This is a genomic window from Bradyrhizobium algeriense (assembly GCF_036924595.1).
Lineage (GTDB): Bacteria > Pseudomonadota > Alphaproteobacteria > Rhizobiales > Xanthobacteraceae > Bradyrhizobium > Bradyrhizobium algeriense.
Map to the genome: position 1 here is coordinate 201,322 of NZ_JAZHRV010000001.1, position 15,673 is coordinate 216,994.

Annotated in this window: 14 protein-coding genes and 1 pseudogene; 8 read left to right on the plus strand and 7 right to left on the minus strand. The window is 62.7% G+C overall.

Translation table 11 applies throughout. The annotated features are described in order from the left end of the window. Positions 1-92 precede the first annotated feature (92 nt). Positions 93-407 (minus strand): annotated as a pseudogene (locus V1286_RS38790) (hypothetical protein); the annotation flags it as partial. Between the two features lie 200 nt (positions 408-607). After that, positions 608-835, minus strand: coding sequence for a 50S ribosomal protein L31 (gene rpmE / locus V1286_RS00960; RefSeq protein ID WP_108514241.1), 228 nt, complete (start codon positions 833-835; stop codon positions 608-610). A 179-nt stretch (positions 836-1,014) separates the two neighbouring features. Here rpmE and V1286_RS00965 point away from each other — a divergent pair, with 179 nt between their 5' ends. Together V1286_RS00965 and V1286_RS00970 are read left to right on the plus strand one after the other, a co-directional pair. Then, entirely contained in the window at positions 1,015-2,871 is a 1,857-nt protein-coding gene (locus V1286_RS00965) for an ABC transporter ATP-binding protein/permease (protein WP_334477005.1), read from the plus strand. Positions 2,872-2,951: 80 nt separating this feature from the next. Continuing rightward, positions 2,952-3,152, plus strand: a complete 201-nt coding sequence (locus V1286_RS00970) for a hypothetical protein (protein WP_334477006.1) — start codon at positions 2,952-2,954, stop codon at positions 3,150-3,152. A 15-nt stretch (positions 3,153-3,167) separates the two neighbouring features. Here V1286_RS00970 and V1286_RS00975 read toward each other — a convergent pair whose 3' ends face one another. The 3 genes from V1286_RS00975 to V1286_RS00985 all read right to left on the minus strand — a co-directional run bounded on the left by V1286_RS00975 (position 3,168) and on the right by V1286_RS00985 (position 5,796). Then, positions 3,168-3,617, minus strand: coding sequence for a GNAT family N-acetyltransferase (locus tag V1286_RS00975; RefSeq protein WP_334477007.1), 450 nt, complete (start codon positions 3,615-3,617; stop codon positions 3,168-3,170). A gap of 126 nt (positions 3,618-3,743) precedes the next feature. Beyond that, positions 3,744-4,772, minus strand: coding sequence for a peptidoglycan -binding protein (locus V1286_RS00980; RefSeq protein WP_334477008.1), 1,029 nt, complete (start codon positions 4,770-4,772; stop codon positions 3,744-3,746). Between the two features lie 28 nt (positions 4,773-4,800). Then, entirely contained in the window at positions 4,801-5,796 is a 996-nt protein-coding gene (locus tag V1286_RS00985; protein WP_334477009.1) for a flagellar motor protein MotA, read from the minus strand. Between the two features lie 339 nt (positions 5,797-6,135). Here V1286_RS00985 and V1286_RS00990 point away from each other — a divergent pair, with 339 nt between their 5' ends. The 4 genes from V1286_RS00990 (at position 6,136) to V1286_RS01005 (ending at position 12,874) form a co-directional block, all read left to right on the plus strand. Then, complete coding sequence (locus V1286_RS00990) at positions 6,136-7,167, plus strand: SAM-dependent methyltransferase (protein ID WP_334477010.1); 1,032 nt, start codon at positions 6,136-6,138, stop codon at positions 7,165-7,167. A 253-nt stretch (positions 7,168-7,420) separates the two neighbouring features. Next, positions 7,421-8,626 (plus strand): efflux RND transporter periplasmic adaptor subunit, encoded by a 1,206-nt coding sequence (locus tag V1286_RS00995; protein WP_334477011.1) that lies wholly within the window; start codon positions 7,421-7,423, stop codon positions 8,624-8,626. A gap of 9 nt (positions 8,627-8,635) precedes the next feature. Then, on the plus strand, positions 8,636-11,791 hold the full coding sequence (locus tag V1286_RS01000; RefSeq protein WP_334477012.1) for a multidrug efflux RND transporter permease subunit: 3,156 nt from the start codon (positions 8,636-8,638) through the stop codon (positions 11,789-11,791). Positions 11,792-12,001: 210 nt separating this feature from the next. Further along, positions 12,002-12,874 carry a tetratricopeptide repeat protein gene (locus tag V1286_RS01005; RefSeq protein WP_247780910.1) on the plus strand — a complete coding sequence of 291 codons (873 nt, stop codon included), beginning with the start codon at positions 12,002-12,004 and terminating at the stop codon, positions 12,872-12,874. 141 nt (positions 12,875-13,015) lie between these two features. Here V1286_RS01005 and V1286_RS01010 read toward each other — a convergent pair whose 3' ends face one another. Then, positions 13,016-13,210 (minus strand): transporter associated domain-containing protein, encoded by a 195-nt coding sequence (locus V1286_RS01010; protein WP_334477013.1) that lies wholly within the window; start codon positions 13,208-13,210, stop codon positions 13,016-13,018. A 409-nt stretch (positions 13,211-13,619) separates the two neighbouring features. Then, on the minus strand, positions 13,620-13,841 hold the full coding sequence (locus V1286_RS01015; protein WP_334477014.1) for a hypothetical protein: 222 nt from the start codon (positions 13,839-13,841) through the stop codon (positions 13,620-13,622). 146 nt (positions 13,842-13,987) lie between these two features. Here V1286_RS01015 and V1286_RS01020 point away from each other — a divergent pair, with 146 nt between their 5' ends. After that, entirely contained in the window at positions 13,988-14,782 is a 795-nt protein-coding gene (locus V1286_RS01020) for a hypothetical protein (RefSeq protein ID WP_334477015.1), read from the plus strand. Next, on the plus strand, positions 14,772-15,494 hold the full coding sequence (locus tag V1286_RS01025) for a metallophosphoesterase family protein (protein ID WP_334477016.1): 723 nt from the start codon (positions 14,772-14,774) through the stop codon (positions 15,492-15,494). Before V1286_RS01020 ends, V1286_RS01025 begins: the two co-directional genes overlap by 11 nt. Positions 15,495-15,673: the final 179 nt, after the last annotated feature.

A 15,673-nucleotide genomic window follows, 5' to 3' on the forward strand; every position in this document is an offset into this window, starting at 1 on the left:
GCCGGCGTGCGGCGGTTCAGCCCATAGCGTGTCAGCACCCGATAGATGGTCGAGGGCGAGGGTATCGTGTCGCGCCGCTCGCGCAAGACGGCATGGATCTCGTAGCGGTTCATACCCTTCTGCCGGCATGCAACGATCTCCGCCTCGATGCCCTCTGGCTCGCGCCGTTCCCGCCATTTGGGTCCACGGCGGCGCGGCAACAAATCTGCCTCATCGCCGCTCTGCAGATAGCGGTTGTAATACTTGCGGAACGTCTGCGAGCAGGTTCCGTGGTGGCGGTAGAAATCCCCAACCCGCTTGAACAGCTTCGACCGGCCCGCCTTTACCGCCTCGTACTCCGGGATCAGGAACCGCCACTTCTGCAGGTAATTGCGTTCAATCGTCCGGTCATAGCTGTTATCGCGCATTGGATCGTCCTCCAGAGGAGCGATCCAATCAGCGAATTAGTGAACATGCACAGCTGCGAGCCAAGCGAAGCAATCCATAGCGCCGCAAGTGGAGGGCTGGATTGCTTCGCTGCGCTCGCAATGACGGTGAGAGACAAAAAAACGCCCCAGTAAACCGGGGCGTTTTTGCATGTCTGAGGCGAGGAGGGGTCCGAAAACCCTCAGTCCTTCTTGAGGAAGCCCGAAAACTTCTTCTGGAAGCGCGACACACGGCCGCCCCGGTCGAGGAGCTGCTGCGAGCCGCCGGTCCAGGCCGGATGCGACTTGGGATCGATATCGAGGTTCAGCTTGTCGCCTTCCTTGCCCCAGGTGGAGCGGGTCTGGTACTCGGTCCCGTCGGTCATCACGACCGTAATCGTATGATAATTCGGATGAATTTCGGCTTTCATGGCATATCCTTCGGCGCGCCGGCGCCCGTCGCAAAAGTCAGGGGATACGGGATTTGGCGGCTCTATAACGTAAGCCGCCCGCCAAAACAAGCTACGTGTAAGCCCCGATTGGGAATCTCCCGGATTTGCCAGAGGGGGCTGCGAGGCCTATCTGGGGGCGGCAAAACCGGTCGGATTTCATGAGCGCAGCGGAACAGTTTGAAGCCCCCCCTGGCACGCCTCCACGGCGCGACGCCCTGCTCGAGGAAGAGGCCTTTATCGAGGTCCAGCTGACGCAGTCGCCGGCCAAGACGAGCGCCAGGCTCCGCCCGCTGCTGGCGCTGGCGCCTTACGTCGCGCGCTACCGTGGACGGGCGGCTCTCGCCTTCATCTCGCTGACGGTCGCGGCAATCACCACGCTGGTGGTGCCGATCGCGGTCAGGCGCATGATCGATTTCGGCTTCAGCCCCGAAGGCATAGCCCTGATCAACAGCTATTTCAGCGTCATGATCGCCATTGTCGCGGTGCTCGCCGCGGCAAGCGCGTCGCGCTACTACCTTGTCATGACGATCGGCGAACGCATCGTCGCCGATATCAGGCGCGACGTGTTCGCGCATCTGGTCTCGCTGTCGCCCGCGTTCTTCGATTCCGCGCGCTCGGGCGAACTGGTGTCGCGGCTGACCGCCGATACCACCCAGATCAAATCCGCCGTCGGCGCGTCGGTATCGATCGCGCTGCGCAACATGATGCTGTTCATCGGCGCCACCGCCATGATGGTGATCACGAGCCCGAAATTGTCCGGCTTCGTGCTGCTGGCGATCCCGCTGATCGTGATTCCGCTGGTCGCGTTCGGGCGCTGGGTGCGGCGGCTGTCGCGCAACGCGCAGGATACGCTGGCGGACGCCAGCGCCTACGCCTCCGAACTGATCGGCGCGATCCGGACCGTGCAGGCTTATACCAGCGAGCGGATGGCAACCAACCGCTTCGGCGGCGAGGTCGAGCAGGCCTATGAGGCGGCGCGCAGCTCGACGCGGGCGCGCGCGGTGCTGACGCTGATCATCATCTTCATCGTGTTCTCCAGCGTCGTCGCGATCCTCTGGGTCGGCTCGCACGACGTGCTGACCGGCCAGATCACGCCGGGCCGGCTTGGCCAGTTCGTGCTGTATGCGGCGTTCGCCGCGACCGGTCTCGGGCAGCTCAGCGAAGTCTGGGGCGAAGTCTCGGCTGCGTCGGGCGCCGCCGAGCGGCTGTTCGAAATCCTGCGGGTCAAATCGCAGATCGCCGCGCCGCCGCAGCCGGCCGTACTGCCGCAGCCAGCGCGCGGCGACGTCGGTTTCGAGAATGTCAGCTTCGCCTATCCAACGCGGCCGGACGTGCTGGCGATCGACAACGTTTCGCTCGCGGTCAAGGCCGGCGAGAAGGTCGCGATCGTAGGCCCGTCAGGGGCGGGCAAGAGCACGCTGTTTCACCTCCTGCTGCGCTTCTACGATCCCGCACGCGGCACGATTTCGCTCGACGGCGTACCGGTCAGATCGGCCGATCCGGTTGACGTGCGTTCGCGCATCGCGCTGGTGCCGCAGGACTCGGTCGTGTTCGCGGCCTCCGCACGCGAAAACATCCGCTTTGGCCGGCCTGATGCGGGCGATGCCGAAGTCGAGCGCGCCGCCGATCTCGCCCATGCCACCGAATTCCTCCGCCGGCTGCCGGGTGGTTTCGAGGCGCAACTCGGCGAGCGCGGCGTGACGCTGTCCGGCGGCCAGCGCCAGCGCATCGCGATCGCGCGCGCGATCCTGCGCGACGCGCCGTTGCTGTTGCTCGACGAAGCCACTTCCGCGCTCGATGCGGAAAGCGAGACGCTGGTGCAGACCGCGCTGGAAGAATTGATGCGCCACCGCACCACGCTCGTGATCGCCCATCGCCTTGCCACCGTGCTGTCCTGCGACCGCATCATGGTGATGGACCAGGGCCGGATCGTCGAACAGGGCACGCATGCGGAGCTGGTTGCAGCGAACGGTTTGTACGCACGGTTGGCGCGATTGCAGTTCGAGGGCGTGTAGCCGATTGGCGGGAACTTAAAGGGTCGCGTTGTTGTTGCTAGGCCGTGCTTCTTGCCCGGCCAGCTAAACAGGAGACGGTTATGCCCTTTCGCCGCGGTGGTTTTGCCCTGACGCCTCCCTCGGTTGCTATCTTCCTGATTTCGGTCATCCTGGCAGTTTGCGCGCTGCTCGTTCGCTATGCCCATATCTCGATACCCATCATCACCCCATCGCGCGCGTTCGACGTGCTGGCCATCGCCTATGTCGTGTTGACGGCGGGAGTACTGATCCGGGGCGTATGACAGCGTCGGACCGGGTTACGCCTTCCAGCGCATCTTCAACACCGCCCGGCCCGATGTCGGATTCATGTCCTCGCCGGCATGCGCAAAGCCGTTGCGTTCGTAGAAGCGGATAGCGCGGGCGTTGTCCTTGTTGACCAGAAGCGTGACGCCATTGGGCGACAGGCGCTTGGCTTCATCGACCAATGCGGTGGCCAGTTTCGAGCCCCAATGATCCGGGCTGACCACGAGCTGGTCGAGATAGCCTGATCCGTCGATGGTCACGAACCCGATCAGCGCGTCCGCGTGTTCGGCGACGATGATCGAAGCATTCGGCACCAGCTCGTTGCGCCAGCGCTCGCGCCACCACGGCACGCGTGCGGTGAAATCGATTCCCGGATAGGCCTGCTGCCAGGTCAGCCGCCACAGCTCGATCGCCGCGTCTTCGTCCTCGGCACGATAGGGACGGAGTGTGAAGGATGGGGTCAAGCCGATACCCAAGTCGTCATGCCCGGGCTTGTCCCGGGCATCCACGTCTTTCTTTTAGCCGATCCACAAGACGTCATGGCCGGGACAAGCCCGGCCATGACGACGTGGTGTGCGTGAAGATCACCCTCACCGTTCCGTCAGCTTCAGTTCGATGCGGCGGTTGCGCTTGTAGGCGTCTTCGTTGGGTGCTGGATCGAGCGGCTGGAATTCGGCAAAGCCGGCGGCGACCAGCCGCTGCGCGGGGACGCCGAGGAAAACCAGGTATTGCACCACGGAGATGGCGCGCGCCGACGACAATTCCCAGTTCGACTTGAACAGCGGCGAGTTGATCGGCCGCATGTCGGTGTGGCCGTCGACCCGCAGCACCCAGGCGATCTCGCTTGGAATCTGCTTGTCCAGGTCGATCAGCGCGGTGGCGAGCTTGTCGAGTTCGGCGCGACCCTCGGGCAGCAACAGCGCCTGGCCGGTATCGAAGAATACCTCCGACTGAAAGACAAAACGGTCACCGACGATCCGGATATCGGGGCGATTGCCCAGAATGGCGCGCAGGCGGCCGAAGAATTCCGAACGGTAGCGCGACAATTCCTGCACGCGCTGCGCCAGCGCGACGTTCAGGCGCTGGCCGAGATCGGCAATCCGCCCCTGCGATTCCTTGTCGCGCTTTTCGGACGCTTCCAGCGCTTCCTCTAGCGCCGCGAGCTGGCGGCGCAGCGCGCTGATCTGCTGGTTCAGCACCTCGATCTGGGCGAGCGCGCGCGAGGACACTGTCTTTTCGGATTCCAGCGCCTTGTTGAGCTCGGTGGTGCGGCCCTGGGCGTCGCTGCCGGCGCCGGCCAGCCCCTCGTAAAGCCCCTTGATACGGTCGCGCTCGCCTTCCGCGGCGGCGAGGCCGGCGCGCAATTGCCCGACCTGGTCGTCGAGCGCGATCTTGCCGAGCTTTTCCAGTGACAGCAGCTCATTGAGCTGCGCGATCTTGGCGTTGAGCTGTTCCAGTGCCTTGTCCTTGCCAGTGACCTCCTGCGACAGGAAGAACTGCACCACCAAAAACACCGACAGCAGGAACACGATCGACAGCACCAGTGTCGACAGGGCGTCGACGAACCCCGGCCAGTAGTTGAAACCGGATTCGCTGCGGCGTGCACGGGCGAGGGCCATCGGCTTCTCTCTTGCTAATTGAGGTTGGTCAGCTCTTCTCGGGCTGCTTGGCGATCCGCTCCAGCAGCTTCTTGATCTCGCGGTTCTGCTCGCCCTGGCCGTCGGCCCATTCGCGGATCATCTGCTGCTCGGTGCGCATATGTGCGACCAGGCCCTGGATGGCCTCGGCGAGGTTGGCCATCGCCGCCGTGGTGCTGCGGCCACTGCCGCTCTCTTCAACCACCGCGCGCATCCGTTCCATCGCATGTTGCAATTCGCCGCCGAGGCCGGACCCGCCATCGCCATATTCGCGCACGGTGGAGGCGAGCCAGTCTTCGAGGTCGGTGTAGAAGCGGTTCTGCGCCTGGCTCGACTGCAGGTCGAGAAAGCCCAGGATCAGCGAGCCGGCGAGGCCGAACAGCGAGGACGAGAACGAAATGCCCATGCCGCCGAGCGGCGCGGCCAGCCCGTCCTTCAGGGTGTCGAACAGGGCGCCGGAATCGCCGCCGACCTTCAAGCCGTCGATCACCTTGCCGACGGAACCTACGGTTTCGATCAGGCCCCAGAAGGTGCCGAGCAGGCCGAGAAACACCAGCAAGCCCGTCATGTAGCGGGAAATGTCGCGCGCTTCATCCAGCCGCGTCGCGATCGAATCCAGCAGGTGCCGCATGGTCTGCTGCGAAATCGTCATCCGCCCCGAGCGCTCGCCGCCAAGGATCGCCGCCATCGGCGCCAGCAGTCTCGGGCGCCGGTCGATCGCGAGACCCGGATCGGCGATGCGGAAATTGTTGACCCAGGAGACCTCGGGATAGAGCCGGATCACCTGCCGGAACGACAGGATGATGCCGATCAGAAGCACCGCGCCGATCAGGGCGTTGAGGCCGGGATTGGCAAAGAACGCCGCGATGATCTGCTTGTAGAGCACGACCGTCACCAGCGCACACAGCACCAGGAACACCAGCATCCGCACCAGAAAAATCCGGGGCGAGGACAGTTTGCTCAGTTCGATCTCCATTTCGGAGCGGGAGGAGTGGCCTGAGGGCATTTGCGGGTGTCATCCGTTACGAAAAGCCGCGCTGGGGAACCAATATGGCACAGCGGGCTGGAGAAAAAAGCTGCGAAGCCGCGATTTCGAGTGGACGATGGTGGAACCTCTTCCCGAAACCCGGCTTTGACATCAGCGTATTTTGGAACGTTTCGATGTCCAACCGGGATTTTTCATGACGGCCCTATATCTTGAGGGACCGCCGGCCGTCCCCGCATCGCTTTCGGTTGCGACGGAGGGCCCTGGTGGGCCGGCCGCCCCGTCCAGCGGCTATTCGAAGGGAGCACTTGTTGCGGGATAGACCAGCCGCAGCAGCCCGCTGCCGAAGGGAGTGGTCACATGAGCTTCGTCTCCGCGATCATGGGAACCGCCGAGCGCGTACCGCTGCCCGACGCCATTATCCGGGCCGCAATCCACCAGCTCTGCTCGCGCGCTGCCACGCGGCTCGCCACCGGGAATGCGGAAAGCGATGCCTGGCTCGCCGACGAAATGGCGGCACGCGCCATCGCCGAATATAGCGACGAGCCCGATGTCCGCGGCCACGAGGTGCCGGCCGAGTTCTTTGCCTGCGTGCTCGGTCCCAATCGCAAATATTCCTGTTGCTTCTACCGGGAGGCGGCCTCGACCCTGCAGGAGGCCGAGGAGGAAGCGCTGCGCCAGACTGTCGAGCATGCCGACCTGGCCGACGGGCAATCGATCCTCGAACTTGGCTGCGGCTGGGGTTCGCTGTCGCTTTGGATGGCGCGGCAATTTCCGCATTCGCTGGTCACGGCGGTCTCCAACTCGAACGCGCAGCGCGAATACATCGAGGGCGAAGCCGCCCAGCGAGGCCTGGCCAATTTGCGCGTCATCACGCAGGACATGAACGTGTTCGCGCCCGACACGCAGTTCGACCGTGTCGTCTCCGTCGAGATGTTCGAGCACATGATGAGCTGGCGCGAAATGATGACGCGTCTGCGTACATGGCTGGAACCCGATGGCCGCTTCTTCCTGCACATCTTCACCCACCGCTCCGGCGCCTATCTGTTCGATCGCGCCGATGGCGAGGACTGGATCGCGCAACGTTTCTTTGCCGGCGGCGTGATGCCGAGCCATCATCTGATCCGGCAATATGCCGATCTGTTCGGGGTCGAAAAGGAATGGCGCTGGAGCGGCGTGCACTATCAGCGCACCGCGCAGGATTGGCTGGAGAACTTCGACACGCATCGCTACGAAATCGAGCGCGTGCTTCGCAAGGTCCATGGCGGCGAGACCGCGTTGTGGATGCGGCGCTGGCGCTGGTTCCTGCTCGCCACCGCAGGCCTGTTCGGTTACGCCGGTGGCAGCGAGTGGGGCGTCAGCCATTACCGGCTGAAGGCGGCCGCCGGTTAACCCATCTACGCCTGCGAATGAGTAGATGGAACCCGGCTCACAATCGAGTGAGTCCGGAAAAACCGACGTTAATTCAGTGCGATAGCATTGTGTGACATTGGGCCGCCACGAAACCGTATTGCGTCGCAGCAGGCTCTCCCTATCCTATGTTCCATCAACCGTGAGTTCCAAGGACCGCTTGCGACGTCTTCCGACGATAACGTCGCGAATGCTCAATTCGCGCTCTCCAACCTGAACTGGGGCAATGCTTTCAATGTCCGGACTACAAACGCGATCGGCATGCATCGTTTTGATGTTGACTGCGATGGCGCCGCTTTTGGCTGGCTGCAATGAACCGATCGCCGCTACCGCCGCGGCAAAACCGCAAGAGCCTGAAGTAGGCACCTTCACCGTGCGGCCTCAGTCCCGCGCCCTCGTGCGTGAATTGCCCGGCCGGATCGCGCCCACGCGGGTTTCGGAAGTTCGCACGCGCGTCTCCGGGATTATCGTCGAGCGTTTGTTCCAGCAGGGAACCGAGGTGAACGCCGGCGATCCGCTGTACCGGATCGACCCCAAGCCGTTCGAGGTCGAACTGCAGGCGAGCGAAGCCGCACTGGACAAGGCTATCGCCGCGTTCGATCTCGCCTCGCAGCATGCTCGGCGCATCGGGACACTGACCAGCCAGCGCGCGGCGCCCGAGGCTGAGAATGAAAAGGCCATCGGGGCCCAGCGCCAGGCCGAGGCCGAGGTCGGCAGCCGCAAGGCCGAAGTCGCGCGCGCCAAGCTGAACCTTGATTATGCAACGATCCGTGCGCCGATCAGCGGCGTCGTCGGCGCCGCGCTGGTAAGCGAAGGCGCGCTGGTGGTGCAGAACGAGACCACCAGTCTCGCCACGATCCAGCAACTCGACCCGATCTATGCCGACTTCACCCAGTCGGTCTCGGAGATGCACAAGCTGCGCCGTGCCTTTGACAATGGCGATCTCGACCGGATTGCGCCCGACGCAGCCAAGGTCCGCCTCGTGCTGGACGACGGAACAGTCTATCCGATTCCCGGCAAGCTGCTGTTTTCCGAAGCCAAGGTGGATGCCTATACCGGACAGGTCACGCTGCGCGGACAGTTCCCGAATCCTAGTCGCGAACTGCTCCCCGGCATGTATGTCCGCGTCCTGATCGAGCAGGGTATCGATTCCGACGCCATCGCGGTGCCGCAGCAGGCGATCCAGCGCGATGCCGGCGGCGGCAGCGAGGTGTTCGTGGTCAAGGATGACGGCCGTATCGCAACGCAGCCGGTTCGCACCGGCGCGGTGCAGGACGGCCTGTGGCTGGTCAGCGAGGGCCTCAAGGACGGCGACCGCGTCGTCGTCGACGGGTTCCAGAAATTCGTGCCCGGCGACAAGGTCAAGGCGAAGGCGTGGATCGATGCGGATGCCTCGGTTGGTACCATACCGAGTGCGCCGGCGACGCAAGCCGCCCGCTGAGATCGGGATATGCCTAGTTTCTTCATCGACAGGCCGATCTTCGCCTGGGTGGTTGCGCTTTTCATCTGTTTGATCGGCGCGATTTCGATTCCGTTGCTGGCGGTCGCGCAATATCCGATCATCGCGCCGCCCTCGATCTCGATCTCGACCAGCTATCCCGGCGCGTCACCTGAAAATCTCTACAACAGCGTTACGCGCCTGATCGAGGAGGAGCTCAATGGCGCCTCCGGCATCCTCAATTTCGAATCCACCTCTGACTCGCTGGGGCAGGTCGAAATCATCGCCAACTTCGTGCCTGGTACCGAAACCGGCGCGGCTTCGGTCGAAGTGCAGAACCGCCTCAAGCGCGTCGAGGCGCGGCTGCCGCGCGCGGTGATCCAGCAGGGCATCCTGGTCGAGGAGGCCTCCTCCGCCGTGCTGCAGATCATCACGCTGAACTCCACCGACGGCTCGCTCGACGAAATCGGCCTCGGCGATTTCATGATCCGCAACGTGCTCGGCGAAATCAGGCGCATTCCCGGCGTCGGCCGTGCCACGCTCTACTCCACCGAACGTTCGTTGCGGATCTGGGTCGATCCGGCAAAACTCGTCGGCTACGGCCTCACCGCCGACGACGTCAACAAGGCCATTACAGCCCAGAACGCGCAGGTCGCCTCCGGCAGCATCGGCGCCGAGCCGAGCACGCCGGAACAGAAGATTTCGGCGCTGGTGCTGGTCAAGGGCCAGCTCGCCTCGCCCGACGAATTCGGCGCGATCACGCTGCGCGCCAATCCGGACGGATCGACCGTGCGGCTACGCGACGTCGCCCGCATCGAGATCGGCGGCCTGAGCTATCAATTCAACACGCGCCTCAACGGCAAGCCGACCGCAGGTCTCTCGGTGCTGCTGTCGCCGACCGGCAACGCGCTGCAGACCGCCAGCGCCGTCGAAGCCAAGATGAAAGAACTGTCAAAGTTCTTCCCCGCCAATATCGGCTACGAAATCCCCTACAACATCACCCCCGTCGTCAAGGCCTCGATCAACAAGGTGCTGATGACGCTGGTCGAGGCGGTGGTGCTGGTCTTCATCGTGATGTTCCTGTTCCTGCAGAACATCCGCTACACCATCATCCCGACCATCGTGGTGCCGGTGGCGCTGCTCGGCACCTGCGCGATGCTGATGGCGGCCGGCTATTCCATCAACATGCTGACGATGTTCGGCATGGTGCTGGCGGTCGGCATTCTCGTCGACGACGCCATCGTCGTGGTCGAGAACGTCGAGCGCATCATGGCCGAAGAAGGCCTGCCGCCGAAGGAAGCCACCCGCAAGGCGATGTCGCAGATCACCAGCGCCATCATCGGCATCACGCTGGTGCTGATGGCGGTGTTCGTGCCGATGGCGTTCTTCCCGGGATCGGTCGGCATCATCTACCGCCAGTTCTCGGTCACCATGGTGTCCGCCATCGCCTTCTCCGCGCTGTTGGCGCTGTCGTTAACGCCGGCGCTGTGCGCGACGCTCTTGAAGCCGGTCGAAGCCGGTCACGGCCATGCGCGCAAGGGCGTGTTCGGCTGGTTCAACCGCGTGCTCGATTCCGGCCGCGGCGGCTATACGCGCACCGTCAAGGGTTCGCTGAAGCGCACCGGGCGCTTGATGCTGATCTATGCCGCGCTGCTGATTGGCCTCGGCTGGGGCTTCGTCCGGCTCCCGGGCGGCTTCCTGCCGGTCGACGACCAGGGCTTTATCACGACCGACGTGCAGACGCCGTCCGACTCCTCCTATGCCCGTACCGAGGCTGCCGTCGAAGCCGTGGAGAAGTACCTGCTCAATCGTGCAGGTGTCGAGGACGTCACCTTTCTGACCGGCTTCAGCTTCCTCGGCCAGGGCATGAACACCGCGCAGGCCTTCATCTCGCTGAAGGACTGGTCGGAGCGGGGTTCTAAGGATTCCGCCGCCGCCATCGTAGCCGACATCAACCGCGAACTGTCGTCGATCCGCGATGCCAAAATTTCGGCGCTGCAGCCGCCGCCGATCGACAACCTTGGCAACTCCTCAGGCTTCTCGTTCCGCCTGCAGGACCGTGGCCAGAAAGGCTATCCGGCGCTGGTCGCCGCCGCCGACCGCCTGATCACCGAAGCCAATGCCAGCCCGGTGCTGCAAAAGGTCTATGTCGAGGGCCTGCCGCCGGCGCCGCAGGTCAATCTGATGATCGACCGCGAAAAGGCCGGCGCGTTCGGCGTCACCTTCGAGGACATCAACCAGACGATTTCGACCAATCTCGGCTCGAACTACATCAACGACTTCCCGAACCGCGGCCGGATGCAGCGCGTGATCGTGCAGGCCGACCGCGCCAGCCGCATGAACGCGGACGACATCCTCAATTACAACGTCAAGAACAGCCGCGGGCAATTGGTGCCGTTCTCCGCCTTTGCCACGGTGCAGTGGTCGAGGGGGCCGACCCAGATCGCGGGCTTCAACTACTATCCCGCCGTGCGCATCTCCGGCGAAGCCAAGCCCGGCTTCACGTCCGGCAACGCCATCGCCGAGATGGAGCGGCTGGCGAACAAGCTGCCACGCGGCTTCGGTTTCGAATGGACCGGGCAGTCGCTGCAGGAAAAGCTGTCGGGCTCGCAGGCACCGTTCCTGCTCGGCCTCTCGGTGCTGGTGGTGTTCCTCTTGCTCGCCGCTCTCTATGAGAGCTGGACCATTCCGCTTGCAGTGCTGCTGACGGTGCCGCTCGGCATCTGCGGCGCCGTCATTGCCGCCACGATGCGGGGGCTACCGAACGACGTCTATTTCACCGTCGGCCTGATCACCATCATCGGCCTGGCGGCAAAAGACGCCATCCTCATCATCGAGTTCGCCAAGGATTTGCGCGCGCAGGGCAAGCCGCTGGTCGAGGCAACGATCGAAGCGTGCAGCTTGCGCTTCCGCCCGATCCTGATGACAGGCCTGGCCTTCGTCTGCGGCGTGCTGCCGATGGCGATCGCGACCGGCGCCGGCGGCGCCAGCCAGCAGGCGCTCGGCACCAGCGTCATGGGCGGCATGATCGCGGTGGTGATCCTGGCGCTATTGATGGTGCCGGTGTTCTTCGTCTCAGTGCAGCGCGTGCTGGCGGGAGATCGGGAGAAGGTGGAGGAGGCGGTGGCAGCCGAGGTGGTCGGGCCGCCGGCGCCAGTGAAGCGATAGACGTTGTCATGCTCCGTGACCCCGCGACACCAGGGCTTCGCCGGGACTTGCGGTCTCGGGCCGTCGAGAAGCCTTGGCGCAGGCGGCGGCCGATGCATCCAGTCCGTGAAGCCATAAATTTGCCGGGCTGACGCCGCGCCAGCGTCGGCTATGCTCCGATACCCGACGTGCTGCAAAGCAGCGAAACGACGCTATGTGCCAATAGGCGACATGCTTGCAAAGGCACGGATCCGGGCTAATGCGCAATGGTCGTTCGTTTGTGTCCGCAAGAGGCCGTCGGCGGTGAACCTTTCGCGGGCGGCCCGCGACAAACAAGCCGCCATCGTCGCGACGGCGGCGCGTGCCGCGCCGATCGCGCGACGCCAATTGAGGTTTCCCATGCCGATCGTGCGAATCCTCCTGGTCCTTCTCGCGCTCGCTTCGCCGCTGTCGATGGCGGGAGGCGCTGTTGCGGGGCCGTTTGAGGATGCGCAGGCGGCGCATAGCAGACGCGACTACGCAACCGCGCTGCGGCTCTGGCGTCCGCTGGCCGACCAAGGCAATGCCGAGGCGCAGTACGCACTCGGGTTCATGTACGACGGCGGCCAAGGTGTGCCGAAAAATTACGCTAGGGCTGCAAAGTGGTGGCGCCTCGCAGCCGATCAAGGCCATACCTTCGCCCAGTACAACCTGGGGACCTTGTACGACAACGGCAATGGGGTGCCTCAGAACAAAGCTGAAGCATTGAAGTGGTATCACCTTGCCGCCGAGCGCGGTAACGATGGTGCGCAGTTCAACGTCGGGGTCCTGCATTTCGCGGGCGTGGCCGTGTCCGAGAACCGGATCGAGGCTGCGAAGTGGTTTCGCCGCGCTGCAGACCAAGGTCATATTGGAGCGCAGGTATATCTTGGCCTCTGTTACGCTACGGGACTAGGCGTGCCGCAAGACAATATTCAAGCATACATGTGGCTCAGTTTGGCGGCTGCGCGAAGTGACCAAGATGCGATCAGCAATCGAAATCGCGTCGCGCAGCAGATGACCCCGGCACAGATCGCCGAAGCGCAGAAGCTGGCGGTTGAGTGGAAGTCGAAACCGGAACGGTAGTATTCCCGTGCGTCGCGGAAGCAATGTCTGCTGTGGGTCAATCGCGTCGGTTTGACCGGATGACGGCGACTTCCGGTCTACCCCGGCGAACGGACATTCTCAGGATAGGCGGACATGTCTCAAAGGTGCCAGGAGCAGCTATCAAGCATTTATTGAGGCTCGAAGCCAGCTGACCAAAACCTTGTCTATGCGCCTGCCGTCGAGGTCGACAATTTCGAATCGCCATCCCTTAACATCAATTCTATCGCCAATGGTAGGGATGGTACCGAACTCCTGAAGCAAAAAACCCAGCAAACGTCTATAGGACCGCGATGGAGGAAGGGAAATCCCGATCAATTCTGCAATTCGAGCGCAGGCACGTAGCGCCTGGGAAAGCGCCCGATAGCATGCCGATCAGCATGATGCTCCTACCGTGCGGAGAGGGAACCCGGCCCTAGTCAGCGAGGTTATCAATGGGCCTCGGGCGGGGAACCGAAACGACGGAGGCCCCTCATGAAGCACCGTAGCAGGCCCTCGACCTCGATTGAAGAGAGCCTTCTCCGAGAAGCGAGCAGGTCAGAAGGCAAGCCGAGCGTCTGCCGCCGGGAGAGGATCGAGACCTTCTTTTAGAGGATCGAGACTTTCTTTTGAAGAAGGCGCGCGATGCCGCTCATATCGACGAATGGCTGACTTCGCCGGGGTTGCAGCCGCCTGGATGAGACTATCGGAATGATTGCGGCGACCGTTCGTTTTGAGAGGGATCGCGCTAGGTCATCGCCGCTGTTGTTGCAATGTTGAAGCGCGCTCGCAGGTGCGTGACCGTTTGCCTCTCGAGACGAATTTGAAGGACATCCGCCATCTTTCGTCGCGAGCGCGCGATGAATTGGAGGAGTTCTTTTTCGCCACGAATGCGCTCAGGGACAAGGGCTGAAGTTTCTGGCGCGGCGCGGGCCGGCACGCAGTCAAAGACAATCAACCGATTGTCCACCTCACGTCGCCAGGAAGCGTTTGTCCTGCTCTTTCGCACGCCTTCTGCTGCCGCCCGGCCGTTCGCGCCGAATCGTTCAATTCGGAACTCAAAGGAACTTCCACGATGCGCGCCGATTAGTATTCAGGAACCAAATGGAGTGATCAGTGCACGCGCGAGATCGCCCAGCGCCGGGTACGGAACGTTCGACAGGTGTCGATGCGTTCAAGCTCGCGTCTCTTACCCATACGGAGCAGTTCTATTCAAGTGTCCTGAGGGATCTCCTCGAATCGGACCTTCCGTTCATGATCGGAGGCGGGTACGCCGTAAATCTTTATACCCACGCGCGGTGCCCGACAAAGGACCTAGACATTTTTACGACTGCCGCGGAATTCCCTCGCCTGCTCTCTCACCTACAGCGGAACAATCGGGTATCGGCGGATGAGAGTTGGCTGGGAAAAGTTCACTGCGGTCGCGATTTCGTTGACGTCATCTTTGGTTCCAGCAATGGCGCCGTGCCGGTTCAGGAAGAGTGGTTTCAGTATGCAGCACAGGCTCAAGTGCTCGGGCATTGCGTGCCTGTGATCAACCCCACCGAGCTGATCTGGACCAAGGCGTTCATCCAGAAGCGGAACCGTCATGATGGCGTCGATATCGTCCATCTCATTCTTAAGCAGCGAGAGGCAATCGATTGGCAGCGCCTGATCATGTACATGAACCCACATTGGGAGATACTGCTTTGTCATCTGCTCATGTTTCGTTGGATCTATCCGAGTGAGCGAGATGCCATTCCAGATTGGCTGCTTGACGATCTTCTTGAACGATTGAGTCGGCAGCGGGAAGGTCCGCCACCGGCGACGAAACTCTGCCGCGGTCGGTTGCTTTCCAGCTCCGATTATCGAAGTGCGACCGAGAAATGGGACTTCCTGAACGTCGAAGACGAGTGCGGCAATGACCGATGATGCAAGTTCATTCACATTTGCAAGCATCGGCGATCTTCATGTGAAGGATGGGCAGTCGGGCTCGCTCCGCGAATTGTTTCAAGCAATCTCGAAGAGTGCCGGCGCCCTGGTCCTTTGCGGCGACCTCACCGATACGGGAACTCCGGCACAGGCGGAAATCCTCGCTAAAGAGCTGCGTGTCTGCTCTGTCCCAGTAATCGGCGTCCTTGGGAACCACGATTACGAGTCGGGACATGCCGACGAGGTGAAACGAATCCTTTGCGACGCGGGCGTACACCTGCTCGATGGCCAGGCAGCCGAAGTTAATGGCGTGGCATTTATTGGCGTGAAGGGCTTTGCCGGCGGATTTGGTCCACGAATGCTAAGCTCTTTCGGCGAGCCGGCGATCAAGACGTTTGTTGCCGAAGCGATGAATGAAGCGATGCGGCTGGAGAACATCATGCGCACGGTGAACAGCCGGCGCGCCGTCGTGGTCCTTCACTATGCCCCGATTGTCGACACGGTGGAGGGTGAACCTCTCGAAATTTATCCCTTCCTCGGGTGCTCGCGCCTTGCAGAGACCATTGACCGCTTCAAAGTATGCGCCGTCGTGCATGGTCATGCGCATCGCGGGAAGTATGAGGGCCGCACGCCCGCCGGAGCGCGGGTGTACAACGTCGCCATGGGCGTGCAGAAGCCTTCAGGGTTGCCCTATGCGCTCATTTCCGTCTGACGGTGGGAGTCACCTGAAAGCCCCTTGCATCGAGCAAGTCGTCTCTGGGCGGTCACCCAAGTCCACGCGTACTTTCGGATTCGCGCCAGGCCGAGCAGGCCTTCGGTCGCAATCCGAAGAGTACTTTGCATCCTGCGAGGCCAGGGCTGCGTCAGACCAGTGTTAATCGTGGAGCGGCG

Coding starts and splice junctions, on each gene's coding strand:
- V1286_RS00985 (WP_334477009.1), bottom strand. CDS start 5,796: ATGCCCTCAGGCCACTCCTCCCGCTCCGAAATGGAGATCGAACTGAGC.
- rpmE (WP_108514241.1), bottom strand. CDS start 835: ATGAAAGCCGAAATTCATCCGAATTATCATACGATTACGGTCGTGATG.
- V1286_RS00970 (WP_334477006.1), top strand. CDS start 2,952: ATGCCCTTTCGCCGCGGTGGTTTTGCCCTGACGCCTCCCTCGGTTGCT.
- V1286_RS01000 (WP_334477012.1), top strand. CDS start 8,636: ATGCCTAGTTTCTTCATCGACAGGCCGATCTTCGCCTGGGTGGTTGCG.
- V1286_RS00990 (WP_334477010.1), top strand. CDS start 6,136: ATGAGCTTCGTCTCCGCGATCATGGGAACCGCCGAGCGCGTACCGCTG.
- V1286_RS00995 (WP_334477011.1), top strand. CDS start 7,421: ATGTCCGGACTACAAACGCGATCGGCATGCATCGTTTTGATGTTGACT.
- V1286_RS01025 (WP_334477016.1), top strand. CDS start 14,772: ATGACCGATGATGCAAGTTCATTCACATTTGCAAGCATCGGCGATCTT.
- V1286_RS00965 (WP_334477005.1), top strand. CDS start 1,015: ATGAGCGCAGCGGAACAGTTTGAAGCCCCCCCTGGCACGCCTCCACGG.
- V1286_RS00980 (WP_334477008.1), bottom strand. CDS start 4,772: ATGGCCCTCGCCCGTGCACGCCGCAGCGAATCCGGTTTCAACTACTGG.
- V1286_RS01005 (WP_247780910.1), top strand. CDS start 12,002: ATGCTTGCAAAGGCACGGATCCGGGCTAATGCGCAATGGTCGTTCGTT.